Origin of the sequence: Paenibacillus sp. NRS-1760 (assembly GCF_050467785.1) — a bacterium.
Taxonomy (GTDB): domain Bacteria; phylum Bacillota; class Bacilli; order Paenibacillales; family Paenibacillaceae; genus Pristimantibacillus.
Map to the genome: position 1 here is coordinate 170,276 of NZ_JBITPK010000010.1, position 16,156 is coordinate 186,431.

Genomic DNA, 16,156 nt, shown 5'->3' on the forward strand with positions numbered 1-16,156 from the left:
TTTTTATATAAGAAGCAGCCTCAGGGAAACCTTTGAGGCTGCTTCTATTTTAATATCTTTAAAGCAGCTTGCAATTATAAATTGACAGCGCTTCGGAACATTGGTACCATATTTTCATAAACGCGTGTTTACGGAAAGAGGGACTAGGATTGAGCAAGGAAATTAACAGTACGGAAATTGCTAAGCTAGCAGGTGTTTCCAGAAGCACGGTCAGCCGTGTTATTAACAATTATGCGAATGTTCCTGAGAAGACAAAGCAAAAGGTATTGAAGGTTATTCAGCAATACAATTATTACCCTAATCTATCCGCGCAGGTGCTGGCAGGCAAACGCACGCGAACGATTGGTTTGTTTATGGCCGATTCCGGGCGAGTATCCGGCGACAGCATTTCAAGCTTGCTGCTTGCCCGGGTTATTGAAAACGCTTCTTCGCATGGATATTATGTGCTGACTCATATCGTTCACGATATGAAAGATCAGAATGAGGCTCGTACAATTAAGGAGAGCTTCTATCAGCGCAGAATCGATGGAGGCGTGTTCATTGGAGCAGCTAATCATGAACCGCTTATTGAAGAGCTTATAGCCGAAGGATTTATGGTGGCAATCGTAGATCAGCACTTGCCAGGACGGACCGAATCCAATCGTATTGTGTTCAACTTTGACAACGAAACGGGTGTAGGGCAAGCGATTGATTATTTAGTCAGCTTGGGACATGAGCGAATTGGCATGATTAACGGAGATATGAATAGATACTCCGGACCATCCAAGTGGCGCGGCTTTCAAGCAGCAATGGCAAGGCATCAATTACCGCTCGTGCAGCAGTGGATGCTGCCGGGAGATTTTAACGAATCAAGCGGCTACATGGCCATTAAGGAATTTATGAAATCCAAGATGGAATTGCCGACAGCGTTATTTGCGGCAAACGACAGCGTTGCATTCGGAGCTATTCGAGCATTGAAGGAATCCGGTATTCGTGTGCCGCAGGATGTATCGATCGTAGGTTTTGATGACCATATATTGAGTGCACATTCCAGCCCGGCATTAACGACGATTCGGGTTGATTTTGCAGACATGATGGACAAATTAACGAAAACCTTGATCTCCAGCATTGAGAATGGTTCGGGCGACTATCAGCCGGTTGCGGCAAGCACGGAGCTTGTTGTCCGTGATTCCTGCCAAAGGGCAAGAGAAGATTCATAGTTAAGACCAGGACCTACGTAGTTAGAGGTCGTTATGGTTTGCATAATGGCTTCTAAAGTTAGGTTTGAACTGCACATTATTTTTTACTTTCAAATGAACGCGCGTTCACGTTTTGTAGTTTTGTGAGAGGGGGAATGCGGATGTAGGTGAAGGAATTTCAATGAATTGGAGTATCCGGATATTGAATAGTGATTACACGGCTTTTACAGCACTTATAACGATAAAATCAACCTACAGGGGGAAACTGGCATGGATAAAAACTTGATTGGAACACGTACAGTAACTCAAATTGGATTATTAGTTCATGATATTGATACAACCTCGCAGGCGTATGCCGATTTTTTTGGAATAGAAAAGCCGAATTGGTTTTGGACTGACACGGTAGATAAAGCACAAACGGAATACAATGGGGAGTCGTCCGTGGCTCGCGCTAAGCTTGCTTTTTTTGATATGGGTTCCTTGCAGCTTGAGCTTATCGAGCCGGATGAACATCCAAGTACGTGGAGAGAGCATCTCGACAAGCATGGTGAAGGCCCGCATCACATCGCGTTTGTCGTTGACGGCATGAAAGAAATTGTAGCATCCATGGAGAAAAACGGAATGGCATTGGTTCAAAAGGGAGAGTATACCGGCGGACGATACGCTTATATGGATACTTTTAAAAATTTGAAGATCATGCTGGAGCTGCTGGAAAACGATAAAAAGTAAATGATGCGATAACAAGCTTCCCAATATAGGTGATGAATGAATAGGAGGAATGAGCAGTATGAACATATTAATTACAGGCGCCAATCGAGGTCTTGGCTTAGCGATTGCTAGTGAAGCATGCGAACGAGGGCATTATGTGTTAGCTGGGGTTCGCAGCCCGGGATCATCCGCAGAGGGCTTGCAAGAGCTGCTCGCAAAATTTCCGGATCAAGTAACGATCCTGCCGCTTGATGTTACGGATGAGAATTCGGTTCGCTACGCTTCCGAGCAAGCAGAAAACCGAGTTCGCAGTCTGGATGCGGTTATAAACAGTGCAGCGATATTGCTGGGACGGGATCAGAAGCTGGAGCAGCTCGACTTGGAGCAAGTAGAGCAATCGTTCCAGACTAATCTTTTTGGGCCGATCGTTGTGCTCAAGCATTTTTTGCCTATGCTTCGTAAAGGAGAGCGGCAAAGCATCATTAATATTAGCTCGGAAGCAGGAAGCTTTACAGGCGCTTATGGGGGCGACTACTCGTATGCGTTGTCTAAGTCTGCTCTGAACATGTTCTCAGCTCAGCTGCGGAACGAGCTTGCACCGCAAGGATTTGTTGTTCATGCGCTTCATCCCGGCTGGATCAGAACAGATATGGGAGGCGAGCAAGCGCCTGGAGATGCGACAGTATCTGCAGCTGGCATCTTGAACATCGTCGAGGGGAAAACGGAAGCAGATGCACTTTTTATTGATCATAACGGCGCTCCTATGAATCTGTAAGGCAGAACAAAATAAAATTGGCGGTGGCTGATGAGCATACGCAGACGTACTTTGTATGTCATAGGCGGAATCATTACTCTTTTGTTAGTTGTGACGATATCATTTCGACTGTTATCAGGGTCAGAAGGCGGGAATACATTGAATAAGCAGCAGGAACAAGGAAATGCTCCAATAAACAATGCTGAATTGCCAATTGCAACGGAACCTGACTCGCAGCCAGAAATTAAGCAAGGAACACAAGTCAAGGTGGATCAGGTTGGCTATGGAACAGCGCATGCGAAGTTTGCCATCGTAGAGGGTGAGTTGCCAAGCGGAGCGGAATTCTCGTTAGTAGACAGCAATGGCAACACGATGTTTACGGGCAGCTTATCTGAGCCGCTTGCGGATGCAGCATCGCAAAAGACAATAAGAAGAGCGGATTTCTCCAGCTTCCAAACGGCTGGAGAATATAAACTGCTGGTCGCTGGGGCGGGCAGTTCTTATCCTTTTGTCATTGGAGATACTCCATATGATGATGCGCTCGCTACGCTGCTCAGATCTTATACATTGCAGCGTTCGGGCGTAACGATCGACGATCCAATTACGAAGTTGAAGCAGACAGCGGGACATTTACAAGATGCGCAAGCGGAGATCTTCTTTGATGATGGAGTATCGCATAAAGGTGATCTCATTGATGTATCCGGCGGTTGGTACGATGCTGGCGACTATGGAAAGTACATACCTCCTGCAGCTGTTACAGTTGCTCAGCTGCTGCTCGCCTATGACCTCAATCCAGAAGCATTTCCTGCGGGACAACTTAAGCTTCCTGAAGGGTTAAAGACTGCGAATTCCTCGCTTCCTGATATTTTGGAAGAGGTGCGTTATGAGCTGGAATGGATGCTGCGCATGCAGCGTGCAGACGGTGCGGTTTATCATAAAGTGAGCGGCTCCGCTTGGACTGGATTTGTTACGCCAGATACGGATACACAAACTCGTTATGTATATGGTTTGTCGACGTATGGCACCGCTCAATTTGCGGGTGCAACAGCGCTGGCGGCTCGAATATATAAACCCTTCGACGAGAAATTTTCTAATCGTTTGTTAGCTGCGGCTGAGAAAGCACAGAGCTACTTGAGCGCAAACGAAGCCGCTGCTTTCCGGCAGGATCCGATGCAGGATAACGGCTCTGGCGGATATGGCAAGCAAACCGATGCAGAAGAGAGGATGTGGGCACTTGCTGAGCTGTTTCGCACTACGGGAAATAGCAGCTATAGCGACGTGCTTACTAGTCGGTTTGATTATTTGTTGAAGAGCTCCCCACAGGCGGTCAACTGGGCGAATGCCCAGCTGCTTGGTCAATGGGCGTACTATCGTGCGGAGAAAGCGGATGAGCAGTGGAAGGAGCTTATTCGTACAGCAGTAATTGATCGAGCGAAGGAGCTTGTTGCAAGATCCGAAGCAGACGGCTATTTCAACCTATTGAACGCAGAGGAATACACGTGGGCATCGGTGAAATCCGGAGCTGCTTATGGCTGTATCCTTCTGATTGCAAACCTAATGAAGCCTGAAGAAGCTAGCTTCAGAGCTACTGCGCTTGAGCAGCTGCATCATGTATTTGGCCGAAGTGCAACGGGGTTTAGTTATGTGACGGGAATAGGCAGTCAATTCCCGCTGGAGCCTCATCACCGCATTAATGCAGCTACTGGAGTATTGATTCCAGGCTTAGTCGTTGGAGGTCCGAATCGTTACGGCGGAGATCCTGATATGGATGCGGTCAAGGATAGGCTCGCACCTGCCATGGCTTATTTGGATGTAAGAGGTTCTTATTCGAGCAATGAATACGCGATTGATTATAATGCTCCTGTCATTTTATTGGCCTCTTTTTTCGCTAAGGAGTAATTCAATAGAAGAACAAAAAAAGGAACTGCCTGCAAAGTCTGTATAGACCAAGCGAGGCAGTTCCTTTTGTGTAGCTTATAGATATACGGCTTTGCCGGTTTTGGATGATTCATAAATCGCTTCAAGAATTTGAGAAACGACAAAAGCTTGCTCTGGTGTAACAACAGGCTCAGTGTCCTCTTCAATAGCTTTCAGCCACATTCTCATTTCGAGATCAGCATCGCTTTCTGTTTTGCCATCGTAGAAAGCAACTCCGCCTGCATTCAGATCAACCTTTGTTGCAAACAGACGGCTATGCTTCTCGCCATTAATGCGAAGGCCATCCTTCATGTCCGCGCCGCCTTCAGTACCAGACAACGTACATTTTGCTTCGTCAACTTCAAGTGTATTAAGTGCCCAGCTGGATTCAAGCACGATTGTAGCGCCGTTTTCCATAACGATCATACCAAATGCGGAATCCTCAACCGTGAACTTCGCAGGATCCCAAGGGCCCCATGCATTAGCAGCGTTCTCACGTTGCGAAAGCTTGTGGTAAGAAGTACCAAGCACTACTTTTGGCTTGTAGTTGTCAAGCATCCAAAGCGTCAAATCAAGTGCGTGAGTACCGATATCGATAAGCGGTCCGCCGCCTTGTTTTTCTTCGTCAAGGAAAACGCCCCAAGTTGGAACTGCACGGCGACGAACAGCATGCGCTTTCGCGTAGTAGATGTCACCAAGCTCACCAGCTTCACACAATTTTTTCAAGTGTTGGCTGTCTGGACGGAAACGGTTGTTGTAGCCAACAGTAAGTTTCTTGCCAGTGCGGCGAGCAGCGTCAACCATGCGTTGTGCATCGTGAGCTGTTTTGGCCATAGGCTTTTCAGTCATAACATGTTTGCCAGCTTCAAGCGCAGCAATGGCAATGTTCGCATGTGAATCGTTTGGCGTACATACGTGAACAACTTCAATGGAAGAATCGTTCAACAGCTCCGTGTAATCCGTGTATACTTTCGCGTCTTCTGCGCCGTATTGAGCAGCTGCGTCAATCGCACGTTGTTCAACGATATCGCAAAATGCAACGATTTCAACGTTTTTAAGTTTCTTCAAGCTAGGTAGATGTTTACCGTTTGCAATTCCGCCACAGCCAATAATAGCAAGTTTGTATACTTTAGACATGTTATAAAGCCTCCTAGTAGTATAATGATTTTTTTTATTGAGAAACGGTTTGACGAGCATTTCTGCGATATTCGGAAGGAGTGACGCCGAATTTCTTGCGAAATACAGCGTGTAAATAGTTGCCGCCGGCAAAGCCGGATAACTTAGCTATTTTCTCCACCGAATGCGAACTCTCGAGCAGCTCACGGCATACGACAGCTAGCCGAATGTCTTCAAGAATACGGCTGAATGTATGTCCGTGATGGAGCTCCTTGAATAATCGCTGAATTTGCCGAGAGCTTAAATTAAGCTTGTCCGCAACGTCCTCAAGCGTGATGAAGCCGTCATAGTTGGCGTAAATATACTCCAAGGCGAGTCGATAACGATAAGCCTTCATATCCCGCGTTGGAAAATGCTTCTGTTCACTTGCTGTTTCATAAGCGCGAACCGCTCGCATTAAAATCTGGATAACTGTCTGCTTAATGGTAGTATAGCTGCCGACAAAATTATCGTTGCAAGCTTGATATGCTTCAAGAAAGCGAGGCATCGCTTGATGAAGATCCATTGTTGGATACAATGGAAGTGCCTTGAGCTTCTCGATACAATTTCGCGCTTCAGCAGCTTCCCAGTCGTCATAGGAATGAACATCCTCGCCGTTATTCTGCTCGGTGCGATCAATGATATCGACATGCAGACAAAGCTCATCCATCGCTTCAAGCGGGTCTGCTTCTTGATAATGCATGATCTCAGGTCCAGTTAAATATAGCATGCCAGGTTTTAACGCATACTCCTGGTCGCTAATAATGACCTTTCCTTTGCCCTGCGGTATGAAGTGAAATTCATATTCCGCGTGCTTATGAAATCCAATCATTCTGCCGGGAGGAAATTGCGTCAGATGGAAGCGCAGTACATGGATGTCGTAGGGTCCCCATCTGATGCACAGCTCCAGGCGTTCAAGCGCATCCTGGCGTTCATGCATGACCTCATACGGAAAGTTAGGCATGCCGATCACTCCTTGGAGTCGTTCAAATTATGTGTGTAGTATTACTCGCTCAGCTCATCGATGCGGATTGCACGGTGCTCATTAGCAGAACGGTTTGAAGCTTCCATCAGCTTTGTTAAGTCAATGGCAAGGCTTACATTTTCGTCAGCGGACGTGTTGTTCTCGATGTGCTGTACCCATTGGTCAAATGCACTTTCTCTGTTCGGCGGAATCACTTGTGCCGTCCATTGCTCAGATGATTGTGCTCCTGGTGTAGAAGTGCGAAGCAGCAGCTGGCTCTCAGGATTGCCATACAATAGCGTTCCTTCAGTTCCATGCACCTCAAGCGTAAATGGTGAATGATTGTTAACGAAGCCGGCTTCTACGATTCCGATTGCTCCAGATGGCGCGTTCAATATCGCAACTGCGTTATCTTCTACTTCTTTGCCAGTCACATAACCAAAGTGAGCAGAAACCTCTTTTGGCATTTCATTCAAGAAAAGTCTAGTCAAATACATTGGGTGACAGCCCAAATCGATTAAAGCGCCGCCGCCGCATTGCTCTAGGTTGTAGAAGTGTTCAGGCAGCCAGTTCGCTGTTGCTCCGTTATGTGAGAGACGAGCACGAACGAGTGTGATTTTTCCAAGTACGCCTTGTGACAAAATATCGCGAATCGCCAGTGTATAGCCGTCATTTAGACGAGGAAGCGATACAGTTAATTTTACATTATTTTTAGCTACTTCATCTAGTATAACATTTACTTCTTTAAGAGTTGGGGCAATAACTTTCTCTGTGAAAATATGCTTGCCGGCTTTAGCCGCTGCTACGATAACCTCTTGGTGTCTGAAAGTTGGAGCGTCAACAATAACAGCGTCAATATCATCGCGACTCAACATTTCATTAAGATCGGAATGAAAAGTAACGCCAAGCTTCTCGGCAGCTGCTTGACCGCGTTCTGCGATTTCGTCCCATACAGCAACGATTTCCGTACCAGGGTGCTCCTGAGCTTGTTTCGTATAATCCCATGCGTGTACATGCCAATAACTGATTTTACCAATTCGAATCATAGGTTCATCTCTCCCTGGGCATCTATTAGCGAATTTGCATTGCATATATAAATTTATGACAACAGCTATAATTTAACACAGTTTTATGCTTATTTTTAGTGTAATTTAATGACCATATTTGTATGAAATTACGACAAAAATTTGTTTCTCTTAAATTCTCTTACCTATATTGCTTACGATATTGACGCGGGGATAGGCGGGTTATCTTTTTAAAGGTTTTACCGAAGTGGGAGAAGTTATCAAAGCCAACCGCAGCGGCAATATCGGTAATGCTCCTATCGGACTCGCGAAGCAGACGCTGGGCATCCTTCATGCGGGTCAGAATGATGTAATCGGAGAAGGTAAAACCTGTAAGCTCCTTGAACATGCGGCTTAAATAATAGGGACTGATGAAAAAATGTTTTGCGACCTCGTCAAGCCGAAGCGCTTCCCCAAAGTGAGCGTTAATGTAGCGGATAACCTCTGAAATTTTGGCATGCATGGGAGTTGCGTGGTGCAGAGGCACTGGCTCATGCTGCTGAATATGTCTAGCGGCAGTCAGCAGAAGCTCCGTTACAGCAAACGCAGGAAACAGCTCGAAGCCAGCGGGCTGCTGTCTGATCTCTGAGAGCGTTCTGCTCATTAATTGTGCTGTCGCCAGCTGCTCTTGCATTGGCATACGAATAATATGGGATTGCTGTTCAAATGGCGTCAATAAGAAGCTGGCATGGGCTCCTGCCAATTTGCTCAACATGGCATCATCAAAGTGTATGATAATTCGTTCATGAGCGGCATCGCCGGATTGCATCGTTTTGTGCAGCTCATGCTTCGAAATAAAGACGAGGTCGCCTTGCTCAACGGAATAGGAACGGTCACGTATAAAATAAATCCGCTGCCCTGACAGCATATAGTAAATTTCATAATAGTCGTGGTAGTGATTGTATTCCATCGTGTAGGGTGCTGTCCGCTTCGTATACTCAATGTATAGGTCGGATATAGAGCCAAAGCTGTAGATGTCGGGCTGAATGCTCATTAGGGATGTACTCCTTTTGATTTTATCGCAAAATAAGCGGTGTTTGATCGAAATAGAGCAGGATATGCAGAGAATTATATCACTATCATGCAGTAATATGAAGGTAATTGGAATCGAGGAGGAATAATGAGTATGGCAAAAAAACGGTATGTATTGGTAGGCAGCGGCGGCAGGGCAGAATTTTTCTACGGTGCTCTTGCAACCGATTTCAGAGAAACGTCGCAGCTGCTCGCTTTTTGTGATATTAACCAAACTCGGATGGACTATGCGAATCGCATATTAGTTGATAAATATAACCATGAGGCTGTAAAAACGTACAAGTCAAATGAATTTGAACAAATGATTGAGCAGGAGAAGCCGGATGCGGTCATCGTTACGAGCATGGATCGGACGCATCATACGTACATTATTCGTGCGCTGGAGCTTGGCTGTGATGTTGTAACCGAGAAGCCCATGACGGTGGATGAGAAAAAATGCCAGCAAATTTTGGATGCGGTTGAACGGACGGGGCGCAATGTGCGTGTAACGTTCAACTATCGGTATGCGCCGCATCATACGAAGGCTAGAGAGCTGATTGCTAATGGTACAATCGGCAAAGTAACCTCCGTTCACTTCGAGTGGCTGCTTAATACGCAGCATGGCGCAGATTATTTCCGCAGATGGCATCGCAACAAGCAGAACAGCGGCGGTTTGCTGGTGCACAAATCGACGCATCACTTTGATCTCGTGAACTTCTGGATCGGCTCGCAGCCGGAGTCGGTATTTGCCTTTGGTGATCTCTTGTTCTATGGTCGCGAAAATGCAGAGCAGCGCGGGGAGACGCAATTTTATGAGCGCGCAACGGGAAATCCACTGGCTGAGAATGATCCATTTGCGCTGCATTTGGACAAAAATGATCATTTGAAAGCGATGTATTTGGACGCGGAGCATGAGGACGGCTACCGCCGCGATCAAAGCGTGTTCGGTGACGGCATTAATATTGAAGATACGATGGGCGTGCTTGTCCGCTACAAAAACAATGCGATCTTAACCTACTCCTTAAACGCATATTTGCCATGGGAAGGCTACCGCATTGCATTTAATGGAACAAAGGGACGCATCGAGATGAATATCGTGGAACAATCGTATGTGAATTCCGGCGGCGAGAAATCCGATGAGGGCGCGCTGAAAGAGCAGTCGATTAAAGTATTTCCAATGTTTGCTGCTCCTTACGAGGTTGAGGTAGAGGAAGGCGTTGGCGGTCATGGCGGCGGCGATCCGGTATTGCTGAACGATCTATTTGGAACGCCTGTAGAGGACCCATTCCATAGGGCGGCGAATCATATTGATGGAGCAAGATCGATTCTAACGGGCATTGCAGCAAACCGTTCAATCCAGACGGGACTCGCAGTACAAATTGATGAGCTTGTGAAATTTCATAACTAGGTTGCGGAGGAGGAAGCTGGAATGAGGCCATTTATGGACGATCATTTTTTGTTGTCAAACGAAACGGCGATTAAGCTGTATCATGATTTTGCAAAGGACATGCCGATCATTGATTACCATTGCCATTTGAGTCCGCAGCAAATTTTTGAGAATAAAAGCTTTGAGAACATTACGGAGGCATGGCTGTACGGTGACCACTACAAGTGGCGGGCAATGCGTGCGAATGGAGTAGAGGAGCGTTTTGTAACAGGCGGCGAGGGAGTAACCGATTACGAGCGCTTTGAAGCATGGGCCAAAACAGTTCCACAAACGATCGGCAATCCGCTGTACCAATGGTCGCATTTGGAGCTTCGTCGTTATTTTGGCATTTATGAGCTTATTAATGAGAAAAATGCGCCGTCCATATGGGAACAGGTTAACGCGAAGCTCGCGACAGGCCAATTTAAAGCGCGTGATTTGGTCAACATGTCCAAGGTTGAGGTCATCTGCACGACAGATGATCCTGTTGATTCGCTGGAGTATCATATCGCGATCAAAGCTTTAGATGATTTTAACGTACAGGTGCTGCCTTCCTTCAGGCCTGACAAAGCGCTGGAAATCAATCGTCCTACTTTTCTAGAATGGGTTGGCAAGCTTGAAGAGGCGGCTGCAACGACGATCGACAGCTATGACGCGCTGCTTGATGCGCTTGAGGCAAGAGTAAAGTTTTTCGCTGAGGTGGGCTGCAAAGTATCTGACCATGCGCTGGACTACGTTGCGTATGCAGAGACAACGAAGGCTGATGCTGCCGCTATTTTTGCCAAAGCTTTGAACAAGGAAACGGTCTCCCTAGAAGAAGAGAAGCAATACAAAACGTTCACGCTGCTCTTCTTGGGACGTTTGTATGCCGAGCGCGGCTGGGCGATGCAGTTCCATATCAATGCGGCTAGAAACAACAGCTCGCGCATGTTTGGCAAGCTCGGACCGGATACGGGTTTTGATTCGATCAATGATAGCGACGTAGCTTACCCGCTAACGAGGCTGCTTGATGCGCTGGATATGGACGACGCGCTTCCGAAAACAATCGTGTATTCGCTAAATGCCAAGGACAATGATGTACTGGGATCCATTATTGGAAGCTTCCAAGGGGGCGGGGTGCCTGGGAAAATTCAACTTGGCTCTGCATGGTGGTTCAACGATACAAAAAATGGTATGCTTGATCAAATGAATACGCTTGCCAATCAAGGACTGCTTAGCCGCTTTGTTGGCATGCTGACCGATTCTCGCAGCTTCCTCTCGTACACCAGACATGAATATTTCCGGCGTTTGCTCTGCAATTTGCTAGGTGAATGGGTCGAGAATGGCGAGGCGCCGGAAGATATGGAGCTGCTGGGGCAAATGGTTCAAAATATTTCTTATCGCAACGCTAAAGCTTACTTCGGCTTCTAGCGTGCTTGAAACGTTCTACAATTCCGCTAGCTCAGCGGGGGCTGTGGGACGTTTTTTTGTATCCAAGCGATAAGCAGCCATCAAAAATTTGAGCATCTGCGGTCCGGCTATATTCGCGGCAATTCCGAATAGCTCGGAATGCACTGCTTTTCGGCATAGCAAATAAAATGCCGCGCCGCCGATGAGCTCAAAGGCAATGAACTCCTTCCATTTCCAGGCGGGAACAATGTATATTTCAAATTCTTCTTTTTTGGCAGCTCGTGTACGCAAAATGGGAGCCCTCCTGCTAATTAGGCGCATTACAACCGTAACTAGATTATGCGGAGCAGCTTATCCATCATTCGCAATGATTTCAATAAGTATAATAGGAGTGATTGTATTGAAGAAAACAGCCTTCGTAACCGGAGCAGATCGAGGAGTAGGCTTGGCCCTCGTGAAATGCTTGCTTGAGCTGGAATATGACGTTTTTGCTGGACAATATGCGGACCATGTACCGCAGCTTGATGAGTTAAAAGAAGCACATGCAGATCGGCTGCAGGTGCTGCAGCTGGACATATCAAGTGATGAGAGTGTGGCGAGGGCGTTCGCGGCAACAGCTGCAAGGACGGATCAGCTGGACCTATTAATCAATAACGGAGCGATATTGGGAGATATTACAGCAACGGTGCTGGATCCGCTTCATTACGCGGAGATGCTTGATGTTTTTAATGTGAATACTATAGGCAGCTTGCGGATGAGTCAGACCTTTATGCCGCTCCTGCTCAAGGGAGAATCAAAGTTTCTGCTCAATATTTCGTCGGAGGCGGGCAGCATAAGTGATTGCTACCGGGACAGCTGGTATGCGTATTGTATGTCAAAGGCAGCGCTGAACATGCAATCCAAGCTGATCCATAATGGCATTAAGCAGCTGGGAGGCCGTGTACTAGTTGTGCACCCAGGCTGGGTGCAGACGTATATGCAGGGCAAGTTAGATGCTGCAGCAACGCTTACGCCTGAGCAATCGGCGTCCTCTATTCTAAAGCTAGTTGAAGCCCGCATAAGCTTGGATGCTGCGGCAGCAGATTGTGAATACGTGGATTATGCAGGCAATGTGCTGAATTGGTAGAAGCTAGAGACGCGGATTCGATTGTGCAGCTGAGGCTAGCGCAAGAGCTCACTTCAATAAACCAGCCGATTCAGCATTCGCTGGATCAGCTGGCTCGTTACGAATGAGTCATTATTTAGCAGCAAGCAGTTGACGGAAAGAGCGGCGCAGGATGAATATCATGAGATCGATATCCTTCTGCGTTACAATTAATGGAGGAACGAGGCGAATGGTAGATGAATTCAGTGCATTGATAAGCAGTCCCTCACGCATACAAATCGCAGCAAGCTCATCAGCGGTGTTCTCAGGTACGTCAAATGCGAGCAGAAGTCCTTTGCCGCGAATATTCGCAATCGGAAATTCGTGAGAAAGATCACGAAGGCTGCCTTCTAGAAATTGGCCTTGCAGCTTAGCGTTGTTTGCCAAGTTTTGCTCCAGCAGTTCCTGAAGCACGGCATAACCTGCGGCCATGGCAAGCGGGGCTCCTGTATAGGTTCCGCCTTGATCTCCCGGCTCAAATAAATCATATTTGCTTTTTGTCAGCATCGCCGCTAACGGAAAGCCAGCACCAATGCCTTTGCCTAAGGTGATGACATCAGGCATAATACCGTAATGCTCATAAGCGAACAGCTTGCCTGTTCTGCCCATCCCCGTCTGTATTTCATCAAATATTAACAGCATGCCGTACATATCGCATATTTTACGCAATCCGAACAAATACGCTTCATCTACGGAATGAACGCCGCCTTCCCCTTGCACGAGCTCGACCATAATTGCACAGGTGTTGTTCGTAACCGCAGCAAAGCAAGCATCAAGGTCATTAATAGGTACATGTTTAAAGCCCTCGACCTTTGGAGCGTATAGATCCTTCCACTTTGCTTTCCCAGTTGCAGACATCATAGCTAGCGAGCGTCCGTGGAAGCTGTTCGTTAACGTAATAATCTCATATGCTCCATTCAAATTAACAGAGCCATGTTTTCTTGCCAGCTTAATTGCACTTTCATTCGCCTCAGCACCGCTGCTTACAAAAAAAGCTTTATCCATACCGCTGACGCTGGTCAGCATCTCGGCGAATTCAATCATTGGTTTATTATAGTAACCGGGGCTTGCATGAACAAGCGTTGAAGCCTGACGTGACAATGCCTCCTGCAATACAGCAGGGGAATGCCCCAAGCTTGCAACCGCCCAGCCGCCGACAAAATCCAAGTAACGATTTCCATCCGTATCCCACAAAAACATACCCTTGCCTTTTTCCATCACGACGCTGGGACGGTGCGCCGTAAAAAGAACCGATTTCTCCGCCGTTTCTAATAATGCCTTTGTTGCTGACTTTTCCATCTGAATCATTTACGTGCCTCCCGGTTATTCATTGTATTGCATAAATATACAACATTAAGAATAAAGATTCAACCACTTTGCTTGAATTTTATTAAAGACAACAGAATGTAGGGAAGTGGACAACAAAAACGCAAATAAAGAGGAGAGATCACGATGTGGAATGGTGATTCTTATTTAACGAAGCTATATGACGAAGCCATTGCTCGGCATCAACAGCTTCGAACTCTGCAGCTCCGAAATGAACGCAGGCCGAAGCTGAAATCAGCGCTGCGAGAGTTGGTAGGCCAGTTCGAGCCTAATCCCGCACATATACCGAAGGTGCTTGAGCGCGTTCAATGCGATGGATATGTTCGCGAACGCGTGGAGCTGTCGGCTACGCCAGAGCTGACCTTTGCCGCGTATGTGCTTATTCCGATTGATGTGCAGGGGCCGCAGCCGAGTGTGCTGGTACTGCATGGTCATGGTTATGGGAGCAGGCAAATTGTTGGTTTGCGGCAGGATGGATCACAAGATGATGAAGATCCGGGCAGCCATCAGCATTTTGCCGTTCAGCTCGTGAAACGGGGCATGGTCGTGATCGCACCAGACGTCATCGGCTTCGGCGAGCGCAGGCTCCATGCCGATCTTGCGCTTAATCCAGATACGCCAAGCTCGTGCTACCGGCTGTCAACGCAGCTGATGATGCTTGGCAAGACATTGACCGGCCTGCGCGTATCAGAAGCGTTAAAAGCATTTCATTATTTGTCTACGCGCAAAGAGGTGGATGCTGATCGGATTGGCCTCATGGGTTTTTCCGGGGGAGGTTTAATTGGGTTTGTGACGGCTGTGCTGGAAGCGCGCATAAATGCAACGGTATTGACTGGCTTCGCGAGCACAGTTAAAGACAGCATCTTTGCTGTTCATCATTGCATTGATAATTACACGCCAAGTTTACTCGTTCACGCGGAGCTGCCGGAATTGATCGGATTAATTGCTCCGCGTCCATTATTTCTTGAATCTGGAGAAAATGATCCGATTTTTCCGGTAGCAGGCTTTCGGAAGGCGGCAGCAGAGATTCAGGCCATTTATGAGGCGGATGGAGCTGGTGACAAGCTTTTAACGGACGTATTTCCGGGCAAGCATGAAATAAGCGGCCGACTGGCTTACGATTGGTTGAAGCAAACGTTATCGCCTTAAATTACGTCGTATATTGCTTGCGAAACTTCGTAGGCGGCAACCCGATTTGCTGCGTAAAGCAATTGGAGAAGTATGGAACATTTTCAAATCCAACATATTGCGCGATTTCTGCGACCGGCCATTCTGTTTTGAGCAGCAGCAGCTTGGCTTGCTCAAGCCGATATTTGGATAAATAGTCGATAGGTGTCATGCCATACACCTGCTTCATGCAGCGGGTAATGTAGTTATAGTGAAAATTGAGAGCTTCAGCCATCATTTTGCTTGAAATTTCGAATCGATAATTATTTTTTATATAAGCCTCCGCTTTCTCAGCTAGGGTGACAATGGGGCTTGTATAGTTGTCATTTTGCCGCAGATCCATCATGCGCAGCAGCTCTTCGAATGTCTGCTGCTGCGTCCAGAATGCACTCGACTGACGCTCTCCTCCAGCTTTGTTCAGCGTACGCATTAAGCGAAACGCTTGCTCTGGATAGGGGAGCGTCCATGCTTTCTGCAGGTGAAGGGAGTAAGGAGAAGTTAAGAAACGATTGTAATGCTCTTCTTGGTTAATGCCTGAGTGATCGAGCTCCGTTTGCTGCCATTCCCCCACCGCTTGAAAATGAACCCAGTAAAAGCGTGTTTGTTCCTCGGAAGGTTTTACAGAATAGTGATAGCGGTCAGGCAGCAGAAGCAAGGTTTGACCATCTGTTAATTGCCATTTCCGCTCATCCTCGCCTATAAATAAGCAGCCATGTTCTACGATAAGAAGATCAAATACGCCTAGCTGCTTCCGGCTCGGATGCTGATCGCCCCGTTCGTGATTCGTAACGCCGCTCTCTAAGTAATAGGGAAGCGGAGGGGCTGCAAAATAAATATGCTCTGATGCTGCTATCATAATCAATTATACTCCCTGCTTGTGTGAAATTTTATAAGTATTTAGTTATTTTCGTTTGTATTTAAGTTTTATTTTAACCCATAAAATAGAGATCAGC

15 protein-coding genes are annotated in these 16,156 nt (G+C 47.0%); 8 read left to right on the forward strand and 7 right to left on the reverse strand.

Going from position 1 to position 16,156, the window contains the following annotated elements:
- The first annotated feature begins 149 nt into the window (after positions 1–149).
- From ACIFSR_RS11845 to ACIFSR_RS11860, 4 genes are all read left to right on the forward strand, one after another.
- On the forward strand, positions 150–1,199 hold the full coding sequence (locus ACIFSR_RS11845) for a LacI family DNA-binding transcriptional regulator (protein WP_430057527.1): 1,050 nt from the start codon (positions 150–152) through the stop codon (positions 1,197–1,199).
- A gap of 249 nt (positions 1,200–1,448) precedes the next feature.
- On the forward strand, positions 1,449–1,907 hold the full coding sequence (locus tag ACIFSR_RS11850; RefSeq protein WP_339207600.1) for a VOC family protein: 459 nt from the start codon (positions 1,449–1,451) through the stop codon (positions 1,905–1,907).
- Between the two features lie 58 nt (positions 1,908–1,965).
- Positions 1,966–2,661 carry an SDR family oxidoreductase gene (locus ACIFSR_RS11855; protein ID WP_339207601.1) on the forward strand — a complete coding sequence of 232 codons (696 nt, stop codon included), beginning with the start codon at positions 1,966–1,968 and terminating at the stop codon, positions 2,659–2,661.
- A 30-nt stretch (positions 2,662–2,691) separates the two neighbouring features.
- Positions 2,692–4,539 carry a glycoside hydrolase family 9 protein gene (locus ACIFSR_RS11860; protein WP_430057529.1) on the forward strand — a complete coding sequence of 616 codons (1,848 nt, stop codon included), beginning with the start codon at positions 2,692–2,694 and terminating at the stop codon, positions 4,537–4,539.
- Positions 4,540–4,614: 75 nt separating this feature from the next.
- Here ACIFSR_RS11860 and ACIFSR_RS11865 read toward each other — a convergent pair whose 3' ends face one another.
- The 4 genes from ACIFSR_RS11865 to ACIFSR_RS11880 form a co-directional block, all read right to left on the reverse strand.
- Positions 4,615–5,694 carry a Gfo/Idh/MocA family protein gene (locus ACIFSR_RS11865; RefSeq protein WP_339207603.1) on the reverse strand — a complete coding sequence of 360 codons (1,080 nt, stop codon included), beginning with the start codon at positions 5,692–5,694 and terminating at the stop codon, positions 4,615–4,617.
- Between the two features lie 34 nt (positions 5,695–5,728).
- On the reverse strand, positions 5,729–6,676 hold the full coding sequence (locus tag ACIFSR_RS11870) for an AraC family transcriptional regulator (RefSeq protein WP_076267964.1): 948 nt from the start codon (positions 6,674–6,676) through the stop codon (positions 5,729–5,731).
- 41 nt (positions 6,677–6,717) lie between these two features.
- Positions 6,718–7,722, reverse strand: a complete 1,005-nt coding sequence (locus ACIFSR_RS11875; protein WP_430057532.1) for a Gfo/Idh/MocA family protein — start codon at positions 7,720–7,722, stop codon at positions 6,718–6,720.
- A 160-nt stretch (positions 7,723–7,882) separates the two neighbouring features.
- Positions 7,883–8,734 carry a helix-turn-helix domain-containing protein gene (locus ACIFSR_RS11880; protein WP_430057534.1) on the reverse strand — a complete coding sequence of 284 codons (852 nt, stop codon included), beginning with the start codon at positions 8,732–8,734 and terminating at the stop codon, positions 7,883–7,885.
- 132 nt (positions 8,735–8,866) lie between these two features.
- On the opposite strand from ACIFSR_RS11880, the gene ACIFSR_RS11885 reads away from it, so the two are divergent.
- Together ACIFSR_RS11885 and uxaC are read left to right on the forward strand one after the other, a co-directional pair.
- Entirely contained in the window at positions 8,867–10,159 is a 1,293-nt protein-coding gene (locus tag ACIFSR_RS11885; RefSeq protein WP_339207606.1) for a Gfo/Idh/MocA family protein, read from the forward strand.
- Between the two features lie 21 nt (positions 10,160–10,180).
- Complete coding sequence (gene uxaC / locus ACIFSR_RS11890; protein ID WP_430057536.1) at positions 10,181–11,587, forward strand: glucuronate isomerase; 1,407 nt, start codon at positions 10,181–10,183, stop codon at positions 11,585–11,587.
- A gap of 15 nt (positions 11,588–11,602) precedes the next feature.
- Here the strand turns inward: uxaC and ACIFSR_RS11895 are convergent, their stop codons facing one another.
- Positions 11,603–11,857, reverse strand: coding sequence for a hypothetical protein (locus ACIFSR_RS11895; protein WP_339207608.1), 255 nt, complete (start codon positions 11,855–11,857; stop codon positions 11,603–11,605).
- A gap of 100 nt (positions 11,858–11,957) precedes the next feature.
- On the opposite strand from ACIFSR_RS11895, the gene ACIFSR_RS11900 reads away from it, so the two are divergent.
- On the forward strand, positions 11,958–12,692 hold the full coding sequence (locus tag ACIFSR_RS11900; RefSeq protein WP_430057538.1) for an SDR family NAD(P)-dependent oxidoreductase: 735 nt from the start codon (positions 11,958–11,960) through the stop codon (positions 12,690–12,692).
- Between the two features lie 111 nt (positions 12,693–12,803).
- On the opposite strand, the gene ACIFSR_RS11905 is transcribed toward ACIFSR_RS11900, so the two are convergent.
- The gene (locus ACIFSR_RS11905; protein ID WP_430057540.1) at positions 12,804–14,018 is read right to left on the reverse strand and encodes an aspartate aminotransferase family protein; all 1,215 of its coding nucleotides are present in this window, start codon (positions 14,016–14,018) and stop codon (positions 12,804–12,806) included.
- A gap of 144 nt (positions 14,019–14,162) precedes the next feature.
- Between ACIFSR_RS11905 and ACIFSR_RS11910 the strand changes: the two genes are divergently transcribed.
- Entirely contained in the window at positions 14,163–15,185 is a 1,023-nt protein-coding gene (locus ACIFSR_RS11910; protein ID WP_430057542.1) for a dienelactone hydrolase family protein, read from the forward strand.
- Position 15,186: 1 nt separating this feature from the next.
- Here the strand turns inward: ACIFSR_RS11910 and ACIFSR_RS11915 are convergent, their stop codons facing one another.
- Positions 15,187–16,059: a helix-turn-helix transcriptional regulator gene (locus ACIFSR_RS11915; RefSeq protein ID WP_430057544.1), complete on the reverse strand. Its 873-nt coding sequence runs from the start codon at positions 16,057–16,059 to the stop codon at positions 15,187–15,189.
- Positions 16,060–16,156: the final 97 nt, after the last annotated feature.